Origin of the sequence: Pseudonocardia oroxyli (genome assembly GCF_900102195.1) — a bacterium.
GTDB classification, from domain to species: Bacteria; Actinomycetota; Actinomycetes; order Mycobacteriales; family Pseudonocardiaceae; genus Pseudonocardia; species Pseudonocardia oroxyli.
In genome coordinates, this window is record NZ_FNBE01000014.1 from 83,235 (window position 1) to 108,634 (window position 25,400).

General features: G+C 73.8%; 21 protein-coding genes. 10 read left to right on the forward strand and 11 right to left on the reverse strand.

Features of this window, described 5'->3' with window-relative positions; translation table 11 throughout:
• Positions 1 to 15: 15 nt before the first annotated feature.
• Both BLS43_RS20715 and BLS43_RS20720 read right to left on the reverse strand, forming a co-directional pair.
• Positions 16 to 1,371, reverse strand: coding sequence for an amidohydrolase family protein (locus BLS43_RS20715; RefSeq protein WP_093087610.1), 1,356 nt, complete (start codon positions 1,369 to 1,371; stop codon positions 16 to 18).
• A gap of 23 nt (positions 1,372 to 1,394) precedes the next feature.
• On the reverse strand, positions 1,395 to 2,366 hold the full coding sequence (locus BLS43_RS20720) for a thiamine-phosphate kinase (RefSeq protein ID WP_093087614.1): 972 nt from the start codon (positions 2,364 to 2,366) through the stop codon (positions 1,395 to 1,397).
• Between the two features lie 122 nt (positions 2,367 to 2,488).
• On the opposite strand from BLS43_RS20720, the gene BLS43_RS20725 reads away from it, so the two are divergent.
• Positions 2,489 to 2,725 (forward strand): Lrp/AsnC ligand binding domain-containing protein, encoded by a 237-nt coding sequence (locus BLS43_RS20725; RefSeq protein WP_093087617.1) that lies wholly within the window; start codon positions 2,489 to 2,491, stop codon positions 2,723 to 2,725.
• Positions 2,726 to 2,736: 11 nt separating this feature from the next.
• Positions 2,737 to 3,288, forward strand: a complete 552-nt coding sequence (locus tag BLS43_RS20730; RefSeq protein ID WP_176921447.1) for a DUF3515 domain-containing protein — start codon at positions 2,737 to 2,739, stop codon at positions 3,286 to 3,288.
• A 50-nt stretch (positions 3,289 to 3,338) separates the two neighbouring features.
• Here BLS43_RS20730 and BLS43_RS20735 read toward each other — a convergent pair whose 3' ends face one another.
• Together BLS43_RS20735 and BLS43_RS20740 are read right to left on the reverse strand one after the other, a co-directional pair.
• Positions 3,339 to 4,421: a D-alanine--D-alanine ligase family protein gene (locus BLS43_RS20735; protein ID WP_093087623.1), complete on the reverse strand. Its 1,083-nt coding sequence runs from the start codon at positions 4,419 to 4,421 to the stop codon at positions 3,339 to 3,341.
• 179 nt (positions 4,422 to 4,600) lie between these two features.
• Positions 4,601 to 5,479, reverse strand: coding sequence for an isocitrate lyase/PEP mutase family protein (locus BLS43_RS20740; RefSeq protein ID WP_093087626.1), 879 nt, complete (start codon positions 5,477 to 5,479; stop codon positions 4,601 to 4,603).
• Between the two features lie 29 nt (positions 5,480 to 5,508).
• On the opposite strand from BLS43_RS20740, the gene BLS43_RS20745 reads away from it, so the two are divergent.
• Together BLS43_RS20745 and BLS43_RS20750 are read left to right on the forward strand one after the other, a co-directional pair.
• Positions 5,509 to 5,940, forward strand: coding sequence for a TIGR03618 family F420-dependent PPOX class oxidoreductase (locus BLS43_RS20745; RefSeq protein WP_093087629.1), 432 nt, complete (start codon positions 5,509 to 5,511; stop codon positions 5,938 to 5,940).
• Between the two features lie 169 nt (positions 5,941 to 6,109).
• Entirely contained in the window at positions 6,110 to 8,575 is a 2,466-nt protein-coding gene (locus tag BLS43_RS20750) for an MFS transporter (RefSeq protein ID WP_093087874.1), read from the forward strand.
• Between the two features lie 61 nt (positions 8,576 to 8,636).
• On the opposite strand, the gene BLS43_RS31260 is transcribed toward BLS43_RS20750, so the two are convergent.
• Complete coding sequence (locus BLS43_RS31260; RefSeq protein ID WP_176921448.1) at positions 8,637 to 9,950, reverse strand: aminotransferase-like domain-containing protein; 1,314 nt, start codon at positions 9,948 to 9,950, stop codon at positions 8,637 to 8,639.
• Between the two features lie 69 nt (positions 9,951 to 10,019).
• Here BLS43_RS31260 and BLS43_RS31265 point away from each other — a divergent pair, with 69 nt between their 5' ends.
• The 5 genes from BLS43_RS31265 (at position 10,020) to BLS43_RS20780 (ending at position 15,847) form a co-directional block, all read left to right on the forward strand.
• Entirely contained in the window at positions 10,020 to 10,649 is a 630-nt protein-coding gene (locus BLS43_RS31265; protein ID WP_176921449.1) for a pyridoxamine 5'-phosphate oxidase family protein, read from the forward strand.
• Between the two features lie 228 nt (positions 10,650 to 10,877).
• Complete coding sequence (locus BLS43_RS20765; protein WP_093087637.1) at positions 10,878 to 13,004, forward strand: prolyl oligopeptidase family serine peptidase; 2,127 nt, start codon at positions 10,878 to 10,880, stop codon at positions 13,002 to 13,004.
• Positions 13,001 to 13,960 carry a mechanosensitive ion channel family protein gene (locus BLS43_RS20770; RefSeq protein ID WP_093087640.1) on the forward strand — a complete coding sequence of 320 codons (960 nt, stop codon included), beginning with the start codon at positions 13,001 to 13,003 and terminating at the stop codon, positions 13,958 to 13,960. Before BLS43_RS20765 ends, BLS43_RS20770 begins: the two co-directional genes overlap by 4 nt.
• A complete protein-coding gene (locus tag BLS43_RS20775) occupies positions 13,957 to 14,340 on the forward strand; it encodes a globin (protein WP_093087643.1) in 384 nt (127 codons plus the stop codon). Before BLS43_RS20770 ends, BLS43_RS20775 begins: the two co-directional genes overlap by 4 nt.
• Before the next feature lie 16 nt (positions 14,341 to 14,356).
• Positions 14,357 to 15,847 carry a glycoside hydrolase family 13 protein gene (locus tag BLS43_RS20780; RefSeq protein WP_093087646.1) on the forward strand — a complete coding sequence of 497 codons (1,491 nt, stop codon included), beginning with the start codon at positions 14,357 to 14,359 and terminating at the stop codon, positions 15,845 to 15,847.
• Between the two features lie 61 nt (positions 15,848 to 15,908).
• Here the strand turns inward: BLS43_RS20780 and BLS43_RS20785 are convergent, their stop codons facing one another.
• A complete protein-coding gene (locus tag BLS43_RS20785) occupies positions 15,909 to 16,565 on the reverse strand; it encodes a DUF998 domain-containing protein (protein ID WP_093087649.1) in 657 nt (218 codons plus the stop codon).
• Positions 16,566 to 16,620: 55 nt separating this feature from the next.
• Here BLS43_RS20785 and BLS43_RS20790 point away from each other — a divergent pair, with 55 nt between their 5' ends.
• Positions 16,621 to 17,202: a TetR/AcrR family transcriptional regulator gene (locus tag BLS43_RS20790; protein WP_218129920.1), complete on the forward strand. Its 582-nt coding sequence runs from the start codon at positions 16,621 to 16,623 to the stop codon at positions 17,200 to 17,202.
• A gap of 44 nt (positions 17,203 to 17,246) precedes the next feature.
• Here BLS43_RS20790 and BLS43_RS20795 read toward each other — a convergent pair whose 3' ends face one another.
• The 5 genes from BLS43_RS20795 to BLS43_RS20815 form a co-directional block, all read right to left on the reverse strand.
• Positions 17,247 to 17,885 carry a DUF8185 domain-containing protein gene (locus BLS43_RS20795; protein WP_093087655.1) on the reverse strand — a complete coding sequence of 213 codons (639 nt, stop codon included), beginning with the start codon at positions 17,883 to 17,885 and terminating at the stop codon, positions 17,247 to 17,249.
• Entirely contained in the window at positions 17,882 to 18,319 is a 438-nt protein-coding gene (locus BLS43_RS20800; RefSeq protein WP_093087657.1) for an acyl-CoA thioesterase, read from the reverse strand. The genes BLS43_RS20795 and BLS43_RS20800 overlap by 4 nt, the downstream gene beginning before the upstream one ends.
• Before the next feature lie 13 nt (positions 18,320 to 18,332).
• Positions 18,333 to 18,989, reverse strand: a complete 657-nt coding sequence (locus tag BLS43_RS20805; protein ID WP_093087660.1) for an alpha/beta hydrolase — start codon at positions 18,987 to 18,989, stop codon at positions 18,333 to 18,335.
• 30 nt (positions 18,990 to 19,019) lie between these two features.
• Complete coding sequence (locus BLS43_RS20810; RefSeq protein WP_093087662.1) at positions 19,020 to 23,639, reverse strand: NAD-glutamate dehydrogenase; 4,620 nt, start codon at positions 23,637 to 23,639, stop codon at positions 19,020 to 19,022.
• Positions 23,640 to 23,837: 198 nt separating this feature from the next.
• Complete coding sequence (locus BLS43_RS20815) at positions 23,838 to 25,346, reverse strand: catalase (protein WP_093087665.1); 1,509 nt, start codon at positions 25,344 to 25,346, stop codon at positions 23,838 to 23,840.
• Between the last annotated feature and the right edge of the window lie 54 nt (positions 25,347 to 25,400).

Genomic DNA, 25,400 nt, shown 5'->3' on the forward strand with positions numbered 1-25,400 from the left:
GAGAGCAGCCGGTTGTCAGGACGCGGCGAGGCGGCCCAGCCGTCCGTGCACCTCGGCGACGACCTGCCCGGCCTCCGGGTCGGTGAGCCGGGAGCCCGCGGCGACGAGCCGCCCACCCACCCACACCTGTTCCAGGTTGCGCAGCGAGCAGGCGAGGACGTAGGTGCCGTAGGCGTCCCAGACCGGGCCGGTGTCCGGGTCCCGGGGGTCGACGACGAGGAAGTCCGCGAACCGCCCCACCCGCAGCGACCCGACGTCGTCGGAGATCCCCAGGACCTCGGCCGAGCCGAGCGTGTGCAGGGTCAGCATGTCCCGCACCGGCATCACCGCGGGGTCGCGGTGCGTGGCCCGCAGCAGGTAGATCCCGAAGCGGCAGTTGGAGAAGGGGTCCGCGACGTCCGTGCAGGACTGGTCGTCGAGCCCCACGCCGACCCGCATCCCCGCCGCCCGGATCTCCGGGATCGACGCGACCCCGGACGCCAGGCGCCCGTTGGACATCGGCTGCCAGCTCATGCCGCAGCCTGCCGCGGCCGCCTCGGCGATGATCTCCGGGGTGGTCTGGATGAAGTGGCCGAACACCAGGTCCGGGCCGAGCGCGCCCGCCTCGCGGTACCAGGCGAACTTCTCCTGCTGCGCCTCCACGCCGTAGGCCGTCTCCAGCAGGTGCGGCTGGTTGATCAGCCCGTGCTTGCGCATGGCGGCGACCTCCAGCTCGGCGGTCGCCTTCGACTCCGCCCACTGCACCGTGCCGCTCACCGCCACCCCGAGGTGCAGGTCCGACTGTACCGACGCGGCCAGCGCCACCGTCTCGTCGACGTGGTCGAGCGCCTGGTCGAGGGAGAACGCCCCCTGCGCCAGCATCACCGAGTGCACGTGGCGCAGCCCGGCGTCGACCTTCGCGCGCAGCTGGGCGTGCTGGTACTCCACCGGCGGGATCGTGCCGACGTAGGCGGACGACGTGGTCGACTGCGCCTCGAACCGCAGCCCGACGTCCGTGAAGTCGTAGGCCGTGGTGATCCCGTTGCGCAGGAAGTCCTGCGCCCCGTGCCGGGTCGTCCAGTAGACGTCCTGCGCATCGGCCTTCTCGGTGACGGCGGTCATCGCCTGGATCCAGCCGTAGAGCGCGAGGTCGGTGCCGAGCCCGCGGGACCCGGAGGTGAACAGGTGGCTGTGCGCGGAGACGAAGCCGGGCGCGATGATCCTGCCCGTCGCGTCCACCACCTCGGAGGCGTCCAGGCCTGCGGGCGGCGTGCCCTCCTCGACCGCGGTGATCCGCCCGTCCGCGCCGACGGTGAACCAGCCGACGAAGGGGTCGGGCCGCGCGGGGTCGATCGTCAGCAGGGTCGCGCCGTGCACGAGCAACGAGGTCACCGCGACAGCCTGCCCGTGCAGCGTTACCCCGACGTGAAATGGTCCCAGCCCGTCGGCCCGGCGTAGGGCTCGCCGTCGACGAGCACGTCGGCGCCCTCGGCCACGACCCCGATCTCCACGAAGCCTTCGGGGAGCGTCGCGTCCGCCGGGAAGGTGGCGGCCAGCGCGTGGTCCTCGCCGCCGGTGAGGATCCACTCGAGCGGGTCGACGCCGAGCGCGGACCCCACCTCGACGAGCCGGTCGGGCACGGCGAAGGCCTTGCGCGACAGGGAGATCCCGACATCCGAGGCGCGCGCCACGTGGGCCAGGTCGGCCAGCAGGCCGTCCGAGACGTCGATCATTGCGGTCGCCCCGGCCAGCGCGGCGGCCGGGCCCGCGGCGTACGGCGGCTCGGGCGACCGGTGAGCACCCACGACCGCCCCCGGGGACCGGAACCCCCTGGTCAGCACGGCGAGACCCGCGGCGGCCCAGCCCAGCCGCCCGCACACGGCCACCCGGTCGCCCTGCCGGGCCCCGGAGCGCAGGACGGGGGCCCGGCCCTCCAGCGAGCCGAGCGCCGTGACGGAGATCATCAGAGCGGGACCGGACGCCACGTCCCCGCCGACCAGCCCGACGTCGACGACCCCGGCCTCGGCCCACATCCCGTCGGCGATCCCGGTCAGCACCTCGACCGGCGTGTCGGCGGGCGCGGCGAGACCGCACAGCAGCCCGGTGGGGGCGGCGCCCATCGCCGCCACGTCCGCCAGGTTGGCGGCCACCGCCTTGCGCCCCACGTCCTGCGGGCGGGACCAGTCGAGCCGGAAGTGGACGCCCTCGACGAGGACGTCCACGCAGGCCACGACGCGGCCGTCCGGCTGGGCGAGGACGGCGGCGTCGTCACCCGGGCCGAGCAGCGTGGCCGCCCCGGCGGGCCGGTCGCGGGTCACCCGCTCGATCAGTCCGAACTCGCCGAGCGACCCCAGGCTCGGTGTGTCGCTCGCCTCAACGTGCGCCACGGAGGGGTCCTCCGGGACGCTCGACGATGGGGACACGGGCCCTCCTCAGGTACGTTGCCTTGCGACTTTCCTACCGGACGTCGCGTCCGGAGGACCGAGCGAGTGAGAAAGGGAGGCACGCCGTGGTGCAGGCCTACATCCTGATCCAGACAGAGGTCGGGAAGGCGGCGGCCGTCGCCGCCGAGATCGGTGCCATCGCGGGCGTGGTGAGCGCGGAGGACGTCACCGGTCCGTACGACGTGATCGTGCGCGCCGAGGCGGACGACGTCGACCAGCTGGGCAGGCTCGTCGTCGCCAAGATCCAGGGGATCATCGGGATCACCCGCACCCTGACCTGCCCGGTGGTCGACCTGGGCTGAGCGGATCCCCGGTGAGCACCTCTGATCTGCGACGGCCGGCGGTGGTCTTCGCGATCGCGTTGCCGCTGGTCCTCGCCCTGGTCGTGGCCGGGCTGGCGCTCTACGCGCGGGCGGGCGGGTTCACCCCCGCCCCGCCCGCGCCGGAGACCGGCCCGCTCGCCGTCGCCCCGGTCGTCGCGCCGGACGCCGGGTCGCAGGCGTGCACGGACCTGCTCGCCGCGCTCCCGCCCGACCTGCCCGGTGACCCCGCGCTGGTCGGGCGGCCGGTGACCGAGCCGGGGGTGGCGGCCTGGGCCGCCGCGCCGCGCCCGGTCGTGCTGCGCTGCGGTCTCCCCCGCCCGCAGGAGCTGACCCCCACCTCGACGTTGACCGAGGTCAACGGTGTCAGCTGGCTGACGATCACCGACGGCACCCCGGAGCCGAGCCTGGTGACCTACGTCGCCGTGGATCGTGGCGTCTACGTGGCCCTGACGACCCCGACCCAGGGCGGCAGCGCCCCCGTCCAGACGATCAGCAACGCGATCACGCAGACCCTCCCCGAACGCCCGGTCCAGGTCCGCTGACGCCCCGTGAGTGGCGATGGTCGCCAGAGCGACCATCGCCACTCACGACCTCAGCGCAGGCCCACCCCTCGCGCCAGGGCGGTGTCGACGAGGGTGCTCAGCAGGGTCGGGTAGTCGACGCCGGTCTCCGCCCACATCCGCGGGTACATCGAGATCGGGGTGAAGCCCGGCATGGTGTTGACCTCGTTGACGGTCAGCTCGCCGCCGTCGCCGACGAAGAAGTCCACGCGCGCGAGGCCCTGGCAGTCCAGCGCGCGGAAGGCGGCGATCGCCATCTCCTGCACGGCGTCCGAGGTCGCGTCGTCCAGCTTGGCGGGGATGTCGAACTCGCAGACGTCCTCGAGGTACTTGGCCTCGAAGTCGTAGAACTCGCTGGTCCCGCCCACCACCCGGATCTCGGCGGGCAGCGAGGCGCGCAGCGTGCCGTCCGGGAGCTCCAGGACGCCGCACTCCACCTCGCGCCCGACGACGGCGGCCTCCACCAGCACCTTCGGGTCGTGCTCCCGAGCGGCCCCGATGGCCGCGTCCAGCGCCGCCCAGTCCGTGACGCGGGTGATCCCGACCGACGAGCCCGCCCGGGCGGGCTTGACGAACACCGGCAGCCCGAGCCGCTCGCGGTCCGCCGCCGACAGCGACTCGCCGCGCCGCAGGACCGCGAGGGTGCCCGCCGGCAGCCCCTCGGCCATCAGCAGCTTCTTGGTGAACTCCTTGTCCATGCCTGCGGCGCTGGCAAGCACGCCCGCGCCCACGTAGGGCAGGCCCGCCATCTCCAGCAGGCCCTGGATGGTGCCGTCCTCGCCGAAGGGCCCGTGCAGCACCGGGAACACGACGTCGACGCCCGCGAACACCTCCGCCGTGTCCAGGCGCAGCAGGCCGCCGCGGGTGGGGTCGCCGGGCAGCGCCAGCGGGGTCGCGGTCGCGTCCACGGCGGGCAGGGCGCGCTCCCGGATCCGCAGCTCGGCGGGGTCGTCGGTGCCGAGGACCCAGGCACCGTCCGGGGTGATCCCGACCGGCACGACGTCGAACCGCGTGCGGTCCAGGTGGGTCAGCACGCTGCCCGCGGACACGCACGAGATCGCGTGCTCCGAGCTCCGTCCGCCGAAGACGACGGCCACTCTGATCCGGTCACCCATGCCCGGGGACTCTAGGGCGTGTCTCCCACTCCGCCACCACCGCTCCCGGCGCCCACGCCGCCACCGGCGGCGTTGCCGGACCGCCCGAATACGCCCCGTATGAGGGCGGCCCGGCTGCCTTGCCGGCGACGACGTGGATCACCGGGCCCGGCGGCGCCGGAGTGGGAGACGCGCCCTAGTCAGCGGTACCGCTGCTCCAGCTCCCGCACCTCCGGCAGGCCCACCAGGTCGGTGAACTCGTCGAAGGCGGGCAGGCCGGGCAGGGCGGACGCCGGGGTGCCCTCCCGGCGCAGCGTCTCGAGCAGCGCGCGGATCCCCGCGGTGGCCGCGAGCAGGGTGCCGATCGGGTACAGCACCAGCGAGAAGCCGAGCTCCCCCGCGCGCTCCAGGCTGACCGGCGGGGTCTTGCCGCCCTCCGCCCAGTTCAGGACGAGCGGCGCGACGCCGCGCAGCCCGGTCGCCACCCGCTCGAGGTCCGCCTCCGAGGTGGGGGCCTCGACGAACAGCAGGTCGGCGCCCGCGTCGGCGAAGGCCAGCGCGCGCTCGACGGCGGCGTCGACGCCCTCGACCGCGACGGCGTCGGTCCGGGCGATGATCAGCATCTCGGAGCGCGCGTCGGTCGCGGCGCGGATCTTCCCCAGCATCTCCGGCAGCGGCACGATCTCCTTGCCCGCCATGTGCCCGCACTTCTTCGGTGCCACCTGGTCCTCGAGCTGGATCGCGGCCACGCCCGCCTGCTCGTAGGTCTGGACGGTGCGGATCACGTTGAGCGCGTTGCCGTAGCCGGTGTCCGCGTCGGCGATCACCGGCACGTCGACGGCGGCGACGATGCGGCGGGCGTTGTCCGCCATCTCGGTCCCGGTCAGCAGGCCGACGTCCGGGCGCCCGGTCAGCCCGGCCGTCGTGCCGAACCCGGTCATGTAGACGACGTCGAACCCGGCCTGCTCGACGAGCCGGGCGGACAACGCGTCGTAGGCGCCCGGCGCGACCAGCGGCGCGGGCCCGGCGAGCAGGTCCCGGAGGGGGCGACGGTCACGGGAGGACAACAGATCGGCCACGGCCCGAGGGTACGAGGAGACTGCCCCCCATGAGCGTCGATCTCGAGCCCGTCCGCCGCATCGTCACCCAGGAGCACGGCCTGTGCTCGGTCACCGTGGTCCGGGCGGACGGCACCCCGCACTCCTCGCTGGTCAACGCCGGCGTCCTCGACCACCCGCGGACCGGGGCACCGGTCGTCGCGTACGTGACCTACGGCCCGGTGAAGCTGCGCAACCTGCGCGCCCGACCCGCGACCTCGGTGCTGTGGCGCTCGGGGTGGCGCTGGGCCGCCGTCGACGGCACGAGCGAGCTGATCGGCCCCGGAGACGTCGACGCCGAGGAGCTGCGGCTGCTCCTGCGCGCGGTGTTCACCGCGGCGGGCGGCACGCACGACGACTGGGACACCTACGACCGTGTGATGCGTGAGGAGGGTCGCGTCGCGGTCCTCGTCGCTCCGACCAGGGTGTACGGCAACGGGTGACGCTTCCCACGCCCGCCGCGGGAACCCTCGGCTCGACCGATGCCTCACGCAACAGTTAGCCTGAGTCAAATAGTTTCGCCGCGCAACTGGAGGCTGGGTGTCCGTCGAACAGACCACCGCGCCGGGTCCGGGCTACAAATGGATCGCGCTGTCCAACACGACGTTGGGCATGCTCATGGCCACGATCAACTCCTCGATCGTGCTCATCGCACTGCCGGACATCTTCCGCGGCATCGGCATCAACCCCCTCGAGACGTCCAACACCAGCTACCTGCTGTGGATGATCATGGGTTTCCTGGTCGTCACCGCGGTGCTGGTGGTCGGCTTCGGCCGCCTCGGCGACATGTTCGGCCGGGTCCGGATGTACAACCTCGGCTTCGCCGTCTTCACGGTCTCGTCGATCCTGCTCGCCGTCACCTGGCAACAGGGGGACGCCGCCGCGATCTGGCTGATCGGCTGGCGGATCGTGCAGGGCGTCGGCGGCGCGTTCCTGATGGCCAACTCCAGCGCGATCCTCACCGACGCCTTCCCGGTCCACCAGCGCGGCATGGCCCTGGGGATCAACGGCGTCGCGGCCATCGCGGGCTCGTTCCTCGGCCTGGTCGTCGGCGGCCTGCTCGGGCCGGTCAACTGGCACCTGGTGTTCGTGGTGTCGGTGCCGTTCGGCCTGTTCGGGACGTTCTGGGCGTACTTCAAGCTGCACGACGACGGCCGCCGCACCCGCGCCAAGATGGACTGGTGGGGCAACATCACCTTCGCGGTGGGCCTCATCGCCCTGCTGGTCGGCATCACCTACGGGATCCAGCCCTACGGCGACAGCGTGATGGGCTGGGGCAGCCCGCTGGTGCTGAGCTGCATCATCGGCGGGATCGTCGTGCTGCTGGTCTTCGCGTTCATCGAGACCCGGGTGGCGACGCCGCTGTTCGAGCTCTCGCTGTTCCGCAACCGGCCCTTCACCCTCGGCAACATCGCGAACCTGCTGGCCTCGCTCGGCCGCGGCGGCCTGCAGTTCGTGCTGATCATCTGGCTGCAGGGCATCTGGCTGCCCCAGCACGGATACAGCTTCGAGCAGACGCCGCTGTGGGCCGGCATCTACATGCTGCCCCTGACCATCGGCTTCCTGGCGTCCGCGCCGCTGTCCGGCGTGCTCTCGGACCGCTGGGGCGCCAAGTGGTTCACCACCGGCGGCATGCTGATCACGGCCGTCAGCTTCGTGCTGCTCGAGATCCTCCCGGTGAACTTCGGCTACTGGGGCTTCGCGGCGATCCTGCTGGTCAACGGCATCGGCATGGGCCTGTTCGCCTCGCCCAACCGGGCCGAGATCATGAACGCGCTGCCCGCCGGGAGCCGCGGGGCCGGCGCGGGCATGACGGCGACGTTCCAGAACTCCGCGATGGTCCTGTCCATCGGCTTCTTCTTCAGCCTGATGATCGCCGGGCTGTCCACGAACCTGCCGTCGGTCATGCAGTCCGGCCTGCTGCAGAACGGGGTGCCCGCGGCGGACGCCGCCCGGATCGCCGACCTGCCGCCCGTGGGCGTGCTGTTCGCGGCGTTCCTCGGCTACAACCCGATCCGGGAGCTGCTCGGGCCGGTGCTGAACCAGCTGCCCGCGAACCAGGCGGACTTCCTGACCGGCCGCAGCTTCTTCCCGAACCTGATCTCCGGCCCGTTCTCCGAAGGCCTGACGGCGGCGTTCTGGTTCGCCGTGGTGGTGTGCGTCGTCGCGGCGGTGGCGTCCCTGTTCACCGGACGGCGGGCCGTCGTGGCGGCCACCCCGGAGACGGTCGGGGCGGAGCTGGCCGCCGAGGGCGGGGAGCTGGTCGAGGTGTCCGCGTTCGAGAGCGCGTTCGAGGGCGCCTTCGACGGGTTCCCGGACGTCCCGGCCGCGGGCACCGTCTCCGGCGCCCTGCGCACCCCGCACGGCACGGCGATCCCCGGCGGCGTCGTCACGGTCACCGCGCCGGACGGCCGCCAGGTCGGCCGCGCCGAGGTCGACGCGGCGGGCGGGTACTCCCTCGCCGGGCTGCCGTCGGGCGACTACACGGTGATCGCGACGGCCCCCGGGTTCCACCCCGAGGTCGCCGCCGTGCACCTCAACGGCCGCGGCACGGCACAGGACTTCGACCTGCGCGGCGACGGCGGCGTCCACGGCCGCGTCCGGGTGGGCGACCGCCCGGCGGCGGACGTCGCGGTGCTGGCCCTCGACCGGACCGGACGGCTCGTCGGTCGGGCGGTCACCGGACCCGACGGCCGCTTCCGGCTCGACGGCATCCCCCTCGGCCCGACGACGGTGACCGCCACGCTCGCGGGCCACGAGCCCGCCGCCGTCACCGTGACCGACGGGCAGCCCGCCGATCTCGTCCTGGCCGCGGGCGGGGCGCTCGCGGGGACGGTTCACGGCCCCGACGGCATGCACCTGCCGAACGCCCTGGTCACGGTGGTCGACGGCGCGGGTGAGGTCGTCGCGACCACGACCAGCGGCCCCGACGGCCGCTTCGCGGTCTCGCAGGTCGCCCCCGGCTCGTACACGCTCACCACGAGCGTGCACCTGCCCGCGGTGGACCAGGTCGAGGTCGACGGCTCGGGCTGCGCCGTGGTCGAGCTGCGGCTCGGCGCCGTCGGTCCCGCCCGCTGACTGTGAGCGGCGATAGTCGCCAGAGCGACTATCGCCGCTCACGGGTCCTGAGCTGGAGGGATCACGTCGCCGCGCGCACGAGGTCCGCGACGACCGGGAGCGCCGCCGCCAGCTCGGCGCGCGTCGGGCCCGCGTAGCCGAGGACCACGCCGTGGCCCGGCCACACGTCCAGCTCGACGCCGCGCGCCGCGGCCGCCGCGCGGAGCCCGTCGGTCCGCGCCAGCGGGACGACGACGTGGGCGCCCGCCTGGTCGCCGCGCACCGGGGGCAGGGCCCCGACGACGAGGGCCCGCCGCTCGCCCAGCTCGCGGCGCAGCCTGCGCAGGTGCCGCGCGAGGTCGCCGGCCTCGGCGAAGGCCGCGAACACGCGTTGCCCGGCGACCCCGGGCCTGCTGCCGGTCCGTTCCCGGGCGGTGAGCAGCGCGGCCCGGACGGCCGGCGGGGCCACCAGCCAGCCCGCGCCCAGGGTCGGGGTGAGGATCTTGCTGACCGTGCCGAGATGCACGACGACGTCCGGGCCGAGCGCGGCGAGCAGCGGCAGCGGGGCGACGTCGTAGCGCAGCTCGCCGTCGTAGTCGTCCTCCAGCACGAGGAACCCCTCGGACCGGGCGCGCTCCACCAGCGCGATCCGTCGCTCCGCGGGCAGCCGGGCGCCGAGCGGGAACTGGTGCGCGGGCGTGCAGTAGACGGCCACGACGTCCGGCGGGATGTCGGACACCCGCAGGCCGTGCTCGTCCACCGGCACCGGCACGGTCTCCAGCCCCGCCGCCCGCAGCGCGTCGACCGCCCGCCGGTACCCCGGGTCCTCGACCGCCACCCGCCCGCGGGGCAGCACCCGGGCCACCTCGGCGAGCGCGCCGGTGCTGCCCCCGGTCGCGACCACGGCGCCCGGCTCGGCGGGGACCAGGCCCCGGTGGCGCAGCAGGTGCTCGGCCACCGCGGTCCGGAAGGCGGGCACCCCGGCGTAGACCGGCAGCAGGTCGGGCTCCGGTTCCGCCCCCGCGCGCCAGGCCCGCCGCCAGGCCGACCGGTCGATCGCCTGGGTGCACGGCACGCCCGGCCGCAGGTCGATCCCGCCGGGCTCGGCGGCCGGGCGGGCGGGCTCGGCGACCCGGGCCGGGGACAGGGCGGGCGGCACGGCCCGCACGAAGGTCCCCGCGCCCACCCGGCCCTGCACCCAGCCCTCCGCGAGCAGCTGGTCGTAGGCCGCGGCGGTGACCGTCCGGCTCACACCCAGGACCCCGGCCAGTGCCCGGGTCGACGGCAGCCGGTCCCCCACCCGCAGCGCACCGCCGACCGCCGCCGCGCGCAGCCCGTCCGCCAGCTGCCCGGCCAACGGCCGGGTGCGGTCCAGGGGCAACGGGGGCAGCTCCACGAATGGCCTTCCGAGATCTCGTCGAAATGGCCGTTCCAGGATGCCACCCGTGGGTCCGACACTCGACCCGTGACGCTCTCGACCACACCCCGCACCACGCTCGGCAGGCTCCGGGAGCGGGGCGCGACCGACCGCACCGCCCTCCACGACGTCCTCGACGCCGGCCTGGTCTGCCACGTCGGCCTGGTCCGCGACGGCGCCCCCGTGGTGCTGCCCACCGGCTACGGCCGCATCGGCGACACCCTGTACCTCCACGGCTCCACCGGGGCGCGCTGGCTGCGCGCGGGACCGGTCTGCGTGACCGTGACCCACCTCGACGGGCTCGTCTACGCCCGCTCGGTCTTCCACTTCTCGATGAACTACCGCTCCGCGGTCGTCTTCGCCGAGGCCCGCACCGTCGCCGACGAGCAGGAGCGGTGGGCGGCCCTCGAGGCGATCGTCGAGCACCTCGCCCCCGGCTCCTGGGGCTACGCCCGGGTGCCGAACAGGCGCGAGCTGGCCGCCACCGTCGTGCTCGCCGTGGATCTCACCGAGGCCAGCGTGAAGGTCCGCACCGGCCCGCCCGGAGACGACCCCGAGGACGTCACAGACGCGGTGTGGGCCGGCGTCGTCCCGCTGACCGGCGGCTACGGCACCCCACAACCCGACGCGCACGTCCCCGCCGGCACCGAACCCCCACCCCACGTCCGCACGCGCTGACGCGCCCGTGCGCGGTAAGTGGTGCCAGAGCACCACTCACCACTCACGACCCCGGGGCGGGGCCAGGCCGTGTCCCGTGGATCACCGGCGCCCACGCCGCCCTCGGCGGTGTGGCCGGACCACCCGAATACGCACGGTACGAGGGCGGCCCGGCGCCTCACCGAGAGCGGCGTGGATCACCGGGCCCGGTGGCGGTGATCCACGGGACACGGCCTAACGTCGCGCGGCGTGAGCACGTCCTCCCCACCCGCCGAGCGGCTCGACCTCGTCGAGGAGCTGCACGGCCACCCCGTCGCCGACCCGTACCGGTGGCTGGAGGACCCCGAGGACCCGCGCACGAAGGCCTGGTCGGCCGCCCAGGACGAGCTGGCGCGCACCGCCCTGGACGCCCTGCCCGGGCGCGCCGCCCTCGCCGACCGGCTGCGCGGCTACCTGTCCGCCGGGTCGGTCTCCGTGCCGCTGTGGCGCGCGGGCCGGGCCTTCTTCAGCCGCCGTGCCCCCGGCCAGGACTTCGCCGTGGTGTACGTCCGGGAGGCCGACGGCTCCGAGCGCCCGCTGCTGGACCCCATCGCCTGGGACGCAGGCGGCCGCACCACGCTGGACACCTGGGTGCCGGACCTGGAGGGCGCGAAGGTCGCCTACCAGGTCAGCCACGGCGGGGACGAGCAGTCGGTGCTCTTCGTGCTGGACGTCGCGAGCGGCGAGATCGTCGAGGGCCCCATCGACCGGTGCCGGTACTCGTCGGTCGCGTGGCTGCCCGGCGGGGAGGAGTTCTTCTACGTCCGCAAGGTCGCCCCGGGCGAGATGCCCCCGGGCGAGGAGGACTTCCACCGCCGCGTCTGGCGTCACCGGGTCGGCTCCGCCGAGGACGTGCTGGTGGAGGCCCCGGGGCTCTACACGGACCACACCTACTACGGCGTGCGCGTCTCGCGAGACGGGCGCTGGCTCGTCGTGTCGGCGAACGTCGGCACCGCGCGCCGCGACTCCGTCTGGGTCGGCGAGGTCGGCGGCCCGCTCGTCCCCGTCCTCACCCAGGCCGACGACGTCCAGGCCACCTGCTGGGTCGAACGCGACGCCAGGCTCTACGTCCACACCACCGACGGCGCCCCGCGCGGGCGGCTGGCCGTGGCGGACCCGGCGGCGCCGCAACGGGAGCACTGGCGCGAGCTCGTCCCCGAGGATCCCGGCTCGGTCCTGCAGGGCGTCCGGTACCTCGAACCCGGCACCCTCGTGCTGGCCCGTTCCCGCCACGCCGTCGCCGAGCTGACCCTGCACGCGCTCGACGGCACGCCCACCGGAGAGATCCCGTTGCCCGGCACCGGGTCCCTCACCGGGCTGACCGTCGCGGACCGGGACACCCCGCAGGAGGGCGGGAAGGTCTGGATCGGCTGGACCGACCTCGTCACGCCCCCGCAGGTGCACCGCTACGAGCGGGGACGGACCGTGCTGGAGTCCACCGCGCCCGGCCAGGTCGAGCTCCCCGCGGTGCGCTCGGAGCTGCGCGAGTTCACCTCGGCGGACGGCACGACCGTACGGATGTTCACGGTCACCCCGGACTCCGACGGGCCCTTCCCCACCCTGGTGACCGGGTACGGCGGCTTCGCGCTCGCCCGCGAGCCCGCCTACACGTCGTCCGCCCTGGCCTGGGTCGCCGCGGGCGGCGCCTACGTGCTGGTCGGGCTGCGCGGCGGCAGCGAGGAGGGCGAGGCCTGGCACCTGGCGGGCAACCGGGCGCACAAGCAGAACGTGTTCGACGACCTCCACGCCGCCTGCACGACCCTGCTCGCCGACGGCACGGCCTCGCGCATCGCCATCCAGGGCGGGTCGAACGGCGGGCTGCTGGTCGGCGCGGCGCTCACCCAGCGCCCGGAGCTCTACGCCGCCGTCGCGTGCTCGGCGCCGCTGCTGGACATGGTCCGGTACGAGCGGTTCTCGCTGGGCCGCACCTGGAACGACGAGTACGGCACGGCCGACGACCCCGTCGAGTTCGGCTGGCTGCTCGGCTACTCGCCCTACCACCACGTGCACGAGGGGACCGCCTACCCGCCGACCCTCTTCACGGTCTTCGACTCCGACACCCGGGTCGACCCGCTGCACGCGCGCAAGATGTGTGCGGCGCTGCAGCACGCCACCACGGGCGGGCCCGTCCTGCTGCGTCGGGAGTCCGACGTCGGGCACGGGGCCCGCTCGATCTCGCGCACCGTCGCGCTGTCCGTGGACACCCTGGCCTTCCTGGCCCACCACACCGGACTGGAGCTGACCATGAGCGAGCGTGCGAGCGAATCATCGGCACAGCGTCTGCGCGCTCAGCCGAATCCCCCTGGGCCGGCCGAGCGAAGCGAGGACGAGCAGTGAGTGTGATCGCCCCCGAGGCACCGGCCTGTGCCGCGGAGGCGGGGTCCTGGTGTGCCCGCCTCTGGTCCTGGACCCACGTCGACTTCCTCGCCGACTCCGCGGACGCGCTGATCGGCGGCGGCCTGCGCATCCTGCTGATCGTCGTGATCGCGCTGTTCGTGCGCTGGCTGCTGCACCGCACCATCCACCGGGTCGTGGACGGCGCGGGGACCGGCCGGGTCTCCCGGCTGCTCGGACGCGCCCCGAAACGGCTGCGGCCCAGCGCCCAGCTGTCCGCGCGCCGCGAGCAGCGGGCCAAGACGATCGGCTCGGTGCTGCGGTCGATCGTCTCGGCCGTCGTCCTGCTCGTCGCGGCGATCATGGTGCTCGCCGAGTTCGGGGTGAACCTCGCGCCGATCCTGGCCAGCGCCGGGATCGTGGGCGTCGCGGTCGGCTTCGGCGCCCAGAACCTGGTAAAGGACTTCCTGTCCGGCATGTTCATGCTGCTGGAGGACCAGTACGGCGTCGGGGACATCGTGGACACCGGTGAGGCGAGCGGCGTCGTCGAGGCCGTGGGGCTGCGGATCACCACGCTGCGCGATCACCAGGGCACGGTCTGGTACGTCCGCAACGGCGAGATCCTGCGCGTCGGCAACAAGTCGCAGGGGTACGCCGTGGCCGTCGTCGACCTGCCGCTGGCCCACCAGGCCGACATGGCCCAGGCGACCGAGCTGGCGGGCCGGATCGCCCGCGAGCGGGTCCAGGACCCCGAGATCGCGGCGGACGTCCTGGAGGACCCGGAGGTGCTCGGGATCGAGAAGGTGAGCGCGGAGGGCGTCACGCTGCGGATCACCGTGAAGGTCGCGCCGGGCAAGCAGTTCGGCGTGCAGCGCGCCCTCAACGCCGCGATCACGGACGCCTTCGACGAGGAGCACGTGCCGCGCCCCGCTCCGGTGTCGGGGAGGATGGGACCGTGAGCTCTCCGCAGAACTTCTACGCCGAGGTGGGTGGCGAGAAGGTCTTCCACCAGATCGTCCACCGCTTCTACGAGCAGGTGGCCGAGGACGAGATCCTGCGGCCGCTGTACCCGGAGGAGGATCTCGGCCCGGCCGAGGACCGGCTGCGGATGTTCCTGGAGCAGTACTGGGGCGGCCCGCGCACCTACTCCGACCAGCGCGGACACCCGCGGCTGCGGATGCGGCACGCCCCGTTCAAGGTCGGCCCGCTGGAGCAGGCGGCCTGGCTGCGCTGCATGCGCGTCGCCGTGGACGAGGCGGATCTGGACGAGCCGCACCGCGCTCAGCTCTGGCAGTACCTGGAGTATGCGGCGGCGAGCATGGTGAACTCGCCGTTCTGACCTACGATGGACAACCGTGCGTGCTGACTGGTGGGCGGAGGCCGTCGTCTACCAGGTGTACGTCCGCAGCTTCGCGGACTCGGACGGCGACGGCGTCGGTGACCTGGCGGGTGTCCGGTCCCGGCTGGGGTACCTGGAGCTGCTCGGCGTCGACGCGCTCTGGCTCTCCCCCGTCTACCCGTCGCCGGGGGTCGACCACGGCTACGACGTGAGCGACCCCCGAGACGTCGACCCCCTGTTCGGCACCCTGGACGACTTCGACGGCCTGCTCGCCGACGCCCGCGCCCACGGCCTGCGCGTGGTCATCGACCTGGTGCCCAACCACACCTCCGACCAGCACGAGTGGTTCCGGGCGGCCGTGTCCGCGGCGCCGGGGAGCCCCGAGCGCGCCCGCTATCACTTCCGCCGCGAACCGAACAACTGGCAGAGCGTGTTCGGCGGGCCCGCCTGGACCCGGGTCGCGCCGGAGGACCCCGAGTACTACCTGCACCTGTTCACCCCCGGCCAGCCGGACCTCAACTGGGCCAACCCGGAGGTCCGCGAGGACCTGGAGAAGACGCTGCGGTTCTGGTGCGACCGGGGTGTCGACGGCGTCCGCATCGACGTCGCGCACGGGCTCGCCAAGGCCGACGGCCTGCCGGACGACCCCCGCCAGCCCGGCTGGACCGTCCTGGAGCAGGACACCCCGGACCCCCGGTTCGACCAGGACGGCGTGCACGAGGTCCACCGGGCCATCCGCGGCGTCCTCGACCAGTACCCGGGGCGGATGGCGATCGGCGAGGTCACGGTGCGAGACGACGCGCGCTGGTCGGCGTACGTGCGCCCGGACGAGCTGCACCTCGCCTTCCACTTCGGCCTGCTGCACTGCCCCTTCGACGCCGAGGAGATCCGGGCCTGCATCGACCGCACCCTGCTCGCGGCGGGCAGCGCCCCCGCGGTGTGGACGATCGCGAACCACGACAACCCGCGCCCGCCCACCCGCTACGGGAGCCTGGAGCGGGCCCGGGCGATGGCCCTGATCGCCCTCGCGCTCCCCGGCACCGCCTATCTGTACAACGGCGAGGAGCTCGGCCTGCCGGACGTCGAGCTCCCCGCGGCGGTCGCCCGCGAGCCGGGCGGGCGGGAGGGCTGTCGCGTCCCGTTGCCGTGGGAGGGCAAGGGCCCGGGGTACGGCTTCACCAGCGGCGAGCCCTGGCTGCCCATGCCGGAGTCCTACGGCGCGCTGACCGCCGCCGACCAGCTGGAGGACCCCGACTCCACCCTGTCGCTCTACCGGCAGGCCCTGGAGCTGCGCCAACGGCACCCGGCCTTCCGGGGCGACCGGGTGGAGTGGTTCGGCGCTCCGGACGGCTGCCTGGCCTTCCGCCGCGTCGGCACCACCCTGGTCTGCGCCCTGAACGCGGGAACCCGCCCGGTCCCCCTCCCCCCGGGTGACGTCCTGCTCACCAGCGGTCCCCTGACCGACTGCGGCGACCTCCCCCCGGACACCGCCGCCTGGCTCGCCTGACCGCACCCCGCCGCGAGTCCCCCACCCCGACCACGCGAGTCCGCCGGTGGCCGCCGAGTCGTCAGGCCGCGGCGCGGCGGTGCAGCTCGGGGTGCGGCACGACCCGGTAGGCCTGCACGGACGCCACCGCCAACCACACCCAGCCGACGACCACCGCGATCCACAGCAGCGCGATCCCCGCGCCGCCCGGCGACAGCGCCGCCCCGCCGACGAACCCGAGCACGACGACCACCCCGGCCACCCGCGAGAACGCCGCACCGGGCAACGCTGCAGCCACGACCAGCGCGGACGCCGCGAGCGCGAGGAACCCGACCGCCCCGAACGCGAGATGCAGGATCCCGCTCGTCGACGCCTGCGGGGCCGCGCCGGGCGGGAACCCGTTCACCGGGTCGGGCGGGAAGACCGCGCTGAGCACCAGGCAGAGCGCGTACCCACCGAGCAGGACCCCGGCGGTCCGACCGACCCGCCCCCACGGTGCCCGGCCGAACCCGACCGCCGCCGCGGCGACCATGATCCCGGTGAGGATGAGGTTCACCGCCTGCAGCCACCCGCCGGGCCCGAGCAGCAGTGCGCTGAGCGGGTGCCTCGCCAGGTCGAACCCGGTCCGGGTCAGCGCGAGGACCAGGCCGAACACCAGGTAGAAGGGGCCTGCGACCACACCCCAGCCGAGCAGTGACCGCGTGACCGCGGCGCCGGCGTCGAATCCCTCGCGACCCATCAGACCCCCAGATCATGCACTCAACGGTGCAGAAGTACACGCTAGAGTGCAGCAGGTGTCAACCGTCGAGGATCCGCGCATCACCCGCTCACGCGCGCTCATCCTGACCGCGGCACACGGCCACTTCGTCGAGCACGGGTACGTCGGCGCCAACGTGGACGTGATCGCCGCCGAGGCGGGGGTGTCCAAACGGACCGTCTACAACATCTACGCCTCGAAGGAGGCCCTGTTCCGCGCCGTGGTCGACCAGGCGATCGCGATCGCAGAGCGCTTCTCCGCGCAGCTCGCGGCGGACGTCGCGACCGACGACCTCGAAGGGATCGCGGAACGGCTGGTCGCGTCGGTGCTCAGCGAGCGGGTGATCCCGCTGCGCCGCCTGCTGATCGGTGAGAGCCGCCGCTTCCCGGAGCTCGCCCGCGAGTACTACGACCGCGCGCCCGGTCTGGTGCTCCGCACCCTCGCCGAGCACCTCCCCACCCATCCCGGCCTGCGCATCGACGATCCGGTGGCCGCCGCCGAGCACTTCGCCTTCCTCGTCCTGGGCCCACCACTGGACCGGGCCCTGTTCGACGACGAGGCCCCCACCCTGCGCACCCGGGCGGCCGTCGCCGCCTTCCGCCGCGCCTACGCCCGCTGACCGACCCGTCCGACTGGCGTGTCCGGAACGAGGGACTCGCAAGATCAGGTCAGGAGGGGCAGGCTCATGACCCGGCGCCGCACCACGGCGCCGAACCTCGCGTCCAGGCGCAGCCAGCTGCCGGTCGCCGAGACCCGGACCACGCCCGTGCCGTCCGCGCCGGTGTCGGCGCCGCCGAGGAATCCCATGCCCGACAGGGCGAACAGGGCGCGCATGGGCACCGTGACCGTGCCGGGGACGTTCCCGGACACCTTGAGCACGGTCTGGTCCAGCAGGGAGGCGGGCGGGCCGAGCGGGCCGCCGTGTTCGCGGGCGAGGGTCAACCCGCGGTCGGTCAGGGCCTCGAGCTCACCGGCGGGCACGTCCTCGATGCGCACCCAGCCGTCGTCCGGCGGGAGCTCACCGAGCCACGGGGCGCCGCCCGCGCCGAGGTCGACCTCCGCGGAGCGTTCGATCTCCAGCGCCGTGAGCAGCGCCGACCCGAGCACGGTGAGCTCGGCGGCGTCCAGCACCGCGTCGACCGACCGGGTGGCCAGGGTCTCGAACGGGGTCTCCGCCCAGGCCGTGACGCGGCCGCGGGCCGCCCGGAGCCGGACGGCCGCCGTGGCGTCCAGCCGCACCAGCCGCGCGGTGAACGCGCCGAGGTCCGCCCGGGCGGACGGGTCGGCGAACCGGAGCGTCACGACACCCGCTCCGCTCCGATGGCGGGCTCCGCGGCCCAGCGCAGCAGGTACTCCCGTTCGGCGGCGGAGACCCGACGGGGCCGCCCGGCGGCCAGGTCGTAGAGCGCCATGCGGGTCTCGGCCGTGATCGCCACGGGATCGTCCGCGTCCGGTCCCTCGTGCAGCAGGTAGTCGATCGTGAAGGAGGCCGCCCGCACGTCCCGCACGGTCATGGCGACCCGCAGCGTTCCCGCCCGGTAGGGGATCTGCCGTCGGTACTCCACCGCGAGGCCCGCCACCAGCAGCCCCTCGGCGAAGCTCGGCAGGCCGGACCCGGTGAACATCAGGTCGATGCGCGCCTCCTCCAGGAGCGTGACCGCGCGCGCGTGGTTCACGTGCCGGTAGGAGTCCTGGTCGGTCCACCGCAGCGGGACCTGCGCGACGAAGCAAGGCACGCCGCACAGCCTGTCAGACCACCGCGGCCAGGGCGGCGGCCACCTCCGCCGGGTAGGACAGCGCGTTGAGGTGACCGCCCGGGACCTCGACGACGCCGAGGCCGAGCCGCTCCCGCGCGACCCGCTTCTGCAGGGCGAGCGGGAACAGCCGGTCGTCCGCCGCGGCGACCACCGTGGTGGGCACGTCCGGCCAGGCGCGCAGCGGGTACGGCGCGGCGAAGGACCGGTCGGACTGCGGCCGTCCGCCCGCGAGCAGGTCGGCGCGCAGGAAGTCCGGGATGTCGTGCAGGAAGTCCCGCTCCATGTCGAAGCCCTCGTAGCCGGCCTCGCGCCGGGCCTGCTCCTGCCCGACCGCCTCCCACCACTGTCCGGCGGTCTCCCCGGGCGCGGGGATCATCGGGTTGAGCAGCACGAGGTGCCGCACGGGGATCTCCGCGGCGATCAGGGCGCCGGTGAACGCCCCCATGGACTGCGCGACGACGACCGGAGACGGCCTGTCCCCCAACGCCTTCAGCGCCAGCGCCACGTAGTCCGGCCAGTCGAGGGACTCGTCGTCCGCAGGCAGGTCCACCGCGACCGGATCGTGCCCCCGCGCGCGCAGCTCGGGCTCGACGCGGTGGAAGAACCAGGGTTCGCCGCCGGCACCGGGGATCAGCAGGAAGGTCGCCATGTCCTCACCGACTCCCCGGAGCCGGGAAACTCATCGCGCGAGGCTGCGCAGCTGCCGCGACACCACCGACAGCGTCGCCAGGTCGAGCTCCGGGGCGGAGGCGATCTCCTGCAGCGCGGTCCGGGCCCGCAGCAGCCGCGACGCGTTCGCCTTCTCCCACTGCGCGATCGTCTCGGCCACCGGGGTCCCCGGGTCCGCGACGCGCAGCGCGTCGAGGGTGATCGCGCGCAGCGAGCCGTAGAGGTCGTCCCGCAGCGCCAGCCGGGCGAGCTGGTGCCAGCGGTCCCCGCGGGGCAGCGCGTTGACCGAGTTCTGCGCGATGTCCACGCCCAGGTGGTCGCTGAGCGCGAAGTACACCCGCGCGACCTCCTCCGGCGAGCGGGGCTCGCCGTCCCGTTCGGAGAGCTCGACGAGGTCCACGACGTCGAGCAGCGCGTAGGCCGGGATCTGCGTGGCCGCGCGCACGGCCAGCCACTCCGGCACGCCCTCGGCGACGAGGCGGGCGGCGTGCGCCCGCACGGCCTCGGCCTCGCGGCCGGCCAGCAGCTCGGTCAGCCGGTCCCGCAGCTCCCGCACCTGCGCCCCGAACCGCGCGGTCTCCGCGCCGACGGCCAGCGGCTGGGGCCGGTTGCCGAGGAACCACCGAGACGCCCGGTCCAGCAGCCGCCGCGACTCCAGGATCATCCGGTCGGACACCGCCACCTCGACCGGCGCCTCCCGCATCTCCCGCCAGCGGCCCGGCAGCCCGTACACGTCCGTCACGACGGCGTAGGCGCGCACCGCGTCGGCGGGCCCGGCCGCCGTCTCCTCGGCCAGCCGGAACGCGTAGGTGATCCCGGCGCCGTCGACCATCTCGTTGACGAGCATCGTCGCGAGGATCTCCCGGCGCAGCGGGTGCTCGCGGACCTCGGCCGGGAAGCGCTGCCGCAGCGGGTGCGGGAAGCGCTGCCGCAGCGGGTGCGGGAAGTACTCCGGCAGGCGCGCCGCGAACGCGGCGACGTCCGGCAGGTCGGTGTCCAGCAGCCGGTGGGTGAGGTCGAGCTTGACGTGCGCGATCAGCGTCGACAGCTCCGGCCCGGTCAGCCCCTGCCCGGCCTCCTCGAGCGCGGCGAACCCGGCCGCGGTCGGCAGCACCTCGAGCGCGCGGTCCAGCCCGGTGCGCTCCTCCAGGTCGGCGACCAGCCGCGCGTGCACGTTGGCCATCTCCGGGGCGTGGCTGCGCGCCACCCCGAGCACGGAGTTCTGGTCGACGTTGTCCGCCAGCACGAGGTCCGCGACCTCGTCGGTCATCTCGGCCAGCAGCGCGTTGCGGGCCGCGGGCTCCAGCGCGCCCGCCGCGACCGTGCGGTCCAGCAGGATCTTGATGTTGACCTCGTGGTCGGAGCAGTCCACGCCCGCGGAGTTGTCGATGGCGTCGGTGTTGACGCGCCCCCCGGAGCGGGCGAACTCGATGCGCCCCTTCTGGGTCAGGCCCAGGTTGCCGCCCTCTCCGACGACCCGGACCCGCAGCTCCCGCCCGTCGACGCGGATGGCGTCGTTGGCCTTGTCGCCCGCGTCCGCATGGGTCTCGGTGGAGGCCTTGACGTAGGTCCCGATGCCGCCGTTCCACAGCAGGTCGGCGGGGGCGAGCAGGATCGTGTGGATCAGCTCGGGCGGGCTCAGCGCCGTGACGTGGTCGGGGATCCCGAGCGCCGCCCGCATCTCCGGGCCCACGGGCACCGACTTCGCCGTCCGCGGCCACACCCCGCCGCCGGGCGAGATCAGCGCCCGGGAGTAGTCGTCCCAGGACGAGCGCGGCAACGCGAACATCCGCGCCCGCTCCGCGAACCCGACCGCCGCGTCCGGTGTCGGGTCCACGAACACGTGGCGGTGGTCGAACGCCGCGACGAGGCGGATGTGCTCCGAGAGGAGCATCCCGTTGCCGAAGACGTCCCCGGACATGTCCCCGACCCCGACCACGGTGAAGTCCCGGGTCTGGGTGTCCACCCCGAGCTCGAGGAAGTGCCGCTTCACCGACTCCCACGCGCCGCGGGCGGTGATGCCCATGGCCTTGTGGTCGTAGCCGACCGACCCGCCGGAGGCGAACGCGTCCCCCAGCCAGAACCCGTACGAGGCGGCGACGTCGTTCGCGACGTCGGAGAACCGGGCCGTGCCCTTGTCGGCGGCGACGACCAGGTACGAGTCGTCCCCGTCGTGGCGCACGACGTTCTCCGGCGGCACGGTGCGGCCGTCGACCAGGTTGTCGGTGACGTCCAGCAGCCCGGAGACGAACGTCCGGTAGCAGGCCTCGACCTCGGCCGGGTCCGGCGCGGCCGTCCGCACCACGAACCCGCCCTTCGCGCCGACGGGCACGATCACCGCGTTCTTCACCGCCTGCGCCTTGACCAGGCCCAGGATCTCGGTGCGGAAGTCCTGCGGGCGGTCCGACCAGCGCAGCCCGCCGCGGGCGACCGGCCCGAAGCGCAGGTGCACGCCCTCGACCCGCGGCGAGTACACGAAGATCTCGAACCGCGGCCGCGGCGCGGGCATGTCCGGCACCGCGGTCGGGTCGATCTTCAGCGAGAGGAAGGGGCGGTCGCGGAACCAGTTGGTGCGCAGCGTCGCGATGATCATGGCGAGGTAGCCGCGCAGGATGCGGTCGGCGTCGAGCCCGGTGACCTCGTCGATCAGGGCCGTGACCTCGGCCAACGCCTCGTCGGTGTCCTTCGCCCGTTCCGCGGCCGCGGGGTCGAAGCGGGCACGGAACAGCCGCACCAGCCCACGGGCGACGGCGGGCTGGCTGCACAGCGTCTCCGCCATGTAGTTCACCCCGAACGTGCTGCCGACCTGCCGGGCGTAGCGCGCGTAGGCCCGCAGGACGGCCGCCTCCCGCCAGTGCAGCCCGGCCCGCAGGACGAGCGCGGAGAAGCGGTCCGCCTCGGCCTCGCCGGACCAGGTGGCCCGGAACGCCGCGCAGAAGGCGAGCTCCAGCTGCGACTCGTCCGCGTACCCGGAGTCGCCCACGATCCGCAGGCCGAAGTCGTAGAGCCAGCAGCGGCGCCCGTCGGGCCGGGTGAACTCCGACGGGTGCTCGTCGACGACCTCGACGCCGAGGTGCTGCAGGATCGGCAGGACCCGGGTCAGGGTGACCGGCTCGTCGAGGTAGAGGGTGAGCCTGCGCTCGTCGCCCGCGGGGTAGAGCCGCACGTCGAAGCCGTGCTCGGGCAGGGCGAGGATCCGCCGCAGGTCCTCGACGGCGCGGTCCGGGGACACCCCCGCCTTGTAGGAGTCCGGGATGCCCGCGAGCAGGCCCGGGACCGTGGTCGCCTTCGGCCCCAGGCGCGCGACGAGCCGGTCGTCCCAGGTCCGGGCGGCCTCGGTCAGCGCGTCGGTGAGCTCCTCGGGATCCGGCCGGGCAGGCTCCGCGTCCGTGTGCACCGTGAAGTGCACCAACGCGTACGTGGCCTCTGTGACGCGCGCGGTGTAGTCCACGACCGACCCGTGCAGCTGCTCGCGCAGCACCGCGGCCATGGCCAGCCTGCTCGTGGTGGTGTAGCGGTCCCGGGGCAGGTAGACCAGGCAGGACACGAACCGCTGGTGCGGGTCGAAGCGCAGGAACGGCCGCACCGCGCGGCGCCCGGACAGGCCGAGCACCCCGACGGCGATGTCGTGCAGGTACTCCTCGCTCGCGCTGAACAGCTCCTCGCGCGGCAGCCCGGAGAGGATCTCCAACATCTGCTGGCCGGAGAAGGACTCCACGGGGAACCCGGCCCGCTGGATCGCCCCCAGCACCCGCCCGGCGACGACCGGGATGTCCAGCACGCTCTCGTACAGCGCGGGGACGGTGAGCATGCCGAGGAAGCGGTGCTCGCCGGTCGGGGTGCCGTCCGGGGCGAAGGTCCGCAGGCCCACGAAGTAGGGGTGCACCGCCCGCAGCACCCGGCTGCGCATGCTCGCCCGGGTGAGGATCAGCTGCTCCGAGCCCCGGTCCGAAGCGAACACGCCCGAGCCCAGCGCGTCACCGCGCAGCACCCCCAGACCGGACGCGGGCTCGGCGGTCAGCACGCCGCCCGCGGCCGTGTAGTGCCGGTAGCCGAGGAACGTGTAGTGGTCGTCCGCCAGCCAGCGCAGGAAGTCAGCGACCTCGCCCGGCGGGAGCTCGTCCGCCAGCGACAGCGCCCGCCGCTCCATCCGGTCGCCGTCCTCGACGACCTCCCGCACGTCGTGCAGCGTCTCCCGCAGCGTGTGGGCCAGGCCCTCGGGATCGGCGATCCCGTCCAGTTCGAGCCGGATCCACGACTCGGCCAGCGCCCCGGGCGGCGGCTGCGCGGGATCGGCCTCGGGGAGCACCTCGAGCAGGTCCCCCACCGCGTCCCGCCGCACGACGACGATGGGGTGCAGCAGCCGCACCACGGTGCCACCCGCCCGGTCGACCGCGGCGAGCATGGAACCGACGAGGAAGGGCATGTCGTCGGTGACCAGCTCGGCCACCCGGCCCTCGACCCGCACGAGCGGCTCCCCGGCCATCCGGCGCGCGGCCAGGGCTCGGTGGGCGCGGGCGACCTCCCGCAGCGGCACCCCCTCGGCCGTCCCGCCGTCGGCGGGCGTGTGCCGGGCGTAGACCTCGGTCAACGCGTCGAGATCGAGTTCGGGATCGGCCAGCTCGCTCATCGCTCTCCCCCGCTGCGCGGGCTCGGCGCTTCGCGCAGGCGCCGTGTCAATGATTCGCTCGCAAGCTCGCTCATCCTGGGGCCACTTTCGTACTGCGCACGGGGGTGACGGACGGTGCGCAGGCCACCCTATCGAGCCCCGCCGCGGCCCTGGGCGGGCGCACCGCGTGCCCGGTCACGCGGTGCGCCCACCCGCGGGTCAGGCCTTGCGCTGCATGCTCTCCCGGGCGGGGTTGCCCTGCTCGGCGGCCTTCGGGTCGGTCTCCGAGGCCTTGGCCCGGACCCCGGCCTCGATCTTGTCCCCGATGCTCTTGTCGATGTTCTTCCAGTACTCGAAGGCCCGCTCGAGGATCGGCTCGGAGACCGCGTTGAGCAGGTGCCCGACGACGTTATCCACCAGGCGCTCGCGGGCCGCGTCGTCCAGGACCTCCCGGACGAGGGTGCCCGCCTGGCCCCAGTCGTCGTCCTCGGCGTGGTCGACATAGGCGCTGCGCATGATGGCGCCGTCCGCCTGCCAGGTCGGGACGTGCTGGGAGGTGTCCGCGGCCGGGCCGCCGTAGGAGTTGGGCGCGTACACCGGGTCGGAGACCTTCTGCACCCGCATCGCCCCGTCCTTGGAGTAGGAGTGCACGGGACAGACGGGCGCGTTGACCGGGATCTGCTGGTAGTTGCCGCCGAGCCGGTAGCGGTGGGCGTCGGCGTAGGAGAACAGCCGCGCCAGCAGCATCCGGTCCGGCGACGGGCCGATGCCCGGCACGAAGTTGTTCGGCTGGAAGGCGAGCTGCTCGATCTCGGTGTGGTTGTCGGTGGGGTTGCGGTCGAGCGTCATCCGCCCGACCTCCTGCAGCGGGTAGTCGCCGTGCGGCCACACCTTCGTCAGGTCGAAGGGGTTGAACCGGTAGTCCTCGGCGTCCGCGTACGGCATGACCTGCACGTACAGCGTCCAGGACGGGTACTCGCCGTCCCGGATGTGCTCGAAGAGGTCGCGGGTGTGGTAGTCGGTGTCCGCTGCGGCCATCTGGTCGGCCTCGTGCTGGGTGAAGAACTCCATGCCCTGGTCGGTCTTGAAGTGGTACTTGACCCAGAACTCCTCGCCCTGGGCGTTGATCCACATGTAGGTGTGGCTGGTGTATCCGTTCATGTGGCGCCAGGTGCGCGGGATCCCGCGGTCGCCCATCAGCCAGGTGACCTGGTGCGCGGACTCCGGCGAGAGCGTCCAGAAGTCCCACTGCATGTCGTGGTCGCGCAGGTTGTTGTCGGCGCGCCGCTTCTGCGAGCGGATGAAGTGCTGGAACTTCATCGGGTCCTTGACGAAGAACACCGGGGTGTTGTTGCCGACCATGTCGTAGTTGCCCTGGTCGGTGTAGAACTTCACCGCGAAGCCGCGGGGGTCGCGCCAGGTGTCGGGGCTGCCCCGCTCCCCCGCGACGGTGGAGAACCGGACCGCCAGGTCGGTGGTCGCGCCGGGCTGGAACAGCGAGGCCTTGGTGTAGGCACTCACGTCCCCGGTCACGGTGAAGGACCCGAAGGCGCCGCTGCCCTTGGCGTGCGGCTGCCGCTCCGGGATGCGCTCCCGGTTGAACTGCGCCATCTGCTCGATGAGGTAGCTGTCCTGCAGCAGGATCGGACCGCCCGGTCCGACGGTGAGCGAGTGCTCGTCGCTCTCGACCGGGGCGCCGGAGTCGGTGGTGGTGAAGTGACGGGTCATGACGAGGGCGTACCCAGCGCGCGCGCGTCGACACACTCGACGGTTGGGTTACTC

Bases quoted from the DNA above. Each gene is read 5' to 3' on its own strand.
- BLS43_RS20735 (WP_093087623.1), bottom strand. From the start codon at position 4,421: ATGGGTGACCGGATCAGAGTGGCCGTCGTCTTCGGCGGACGGAGCTCG.
- BLS43_RS20745 (WP_093087629.1), top strand. From the start codon at position 5,509: ATGAGCGTCGATCTCGAGCCCGTCCGCCGCATCGTCACCCAGGAGCAC.
- BLS43_RS20750 (WP_093087874.1), top strand. From the start codon at position 6,110: ATGCTCATGGCCACGATCAACTCCTCGATCGTGCTCATCGCACTGCCG.
- BLS43_RS20785 (WP_093087649.1), bottom strand. From the start codon at position 16,565: ATGGGTCGCGAGGGATTCGACGCCGGCGCCGCGGTCACGCGGTCACTG.
- BLS43_RS20805 (WP_093087660.1), bottom strand. From the start codon at position 18,989: ATGGCGACCTTCCTGCTGATCCCCGGTGCCGGCGGCGAACCCTGGTTC.
- BLS43_RS20810 (WP_093087662.1), bottom strand. From the start codon at position 23,639: ATGAGCGAGCTGGCCGATCCCGAACTCGATCTCGACGCGTTGACCGAG.
- BLS43_RS20815 (WP_093087665.1), bottom strand. From the start codon at position 25,346: ATGACCCGTCACTTCACCACCACCGACTCCGGCGCCCCGGTCGAGAGC.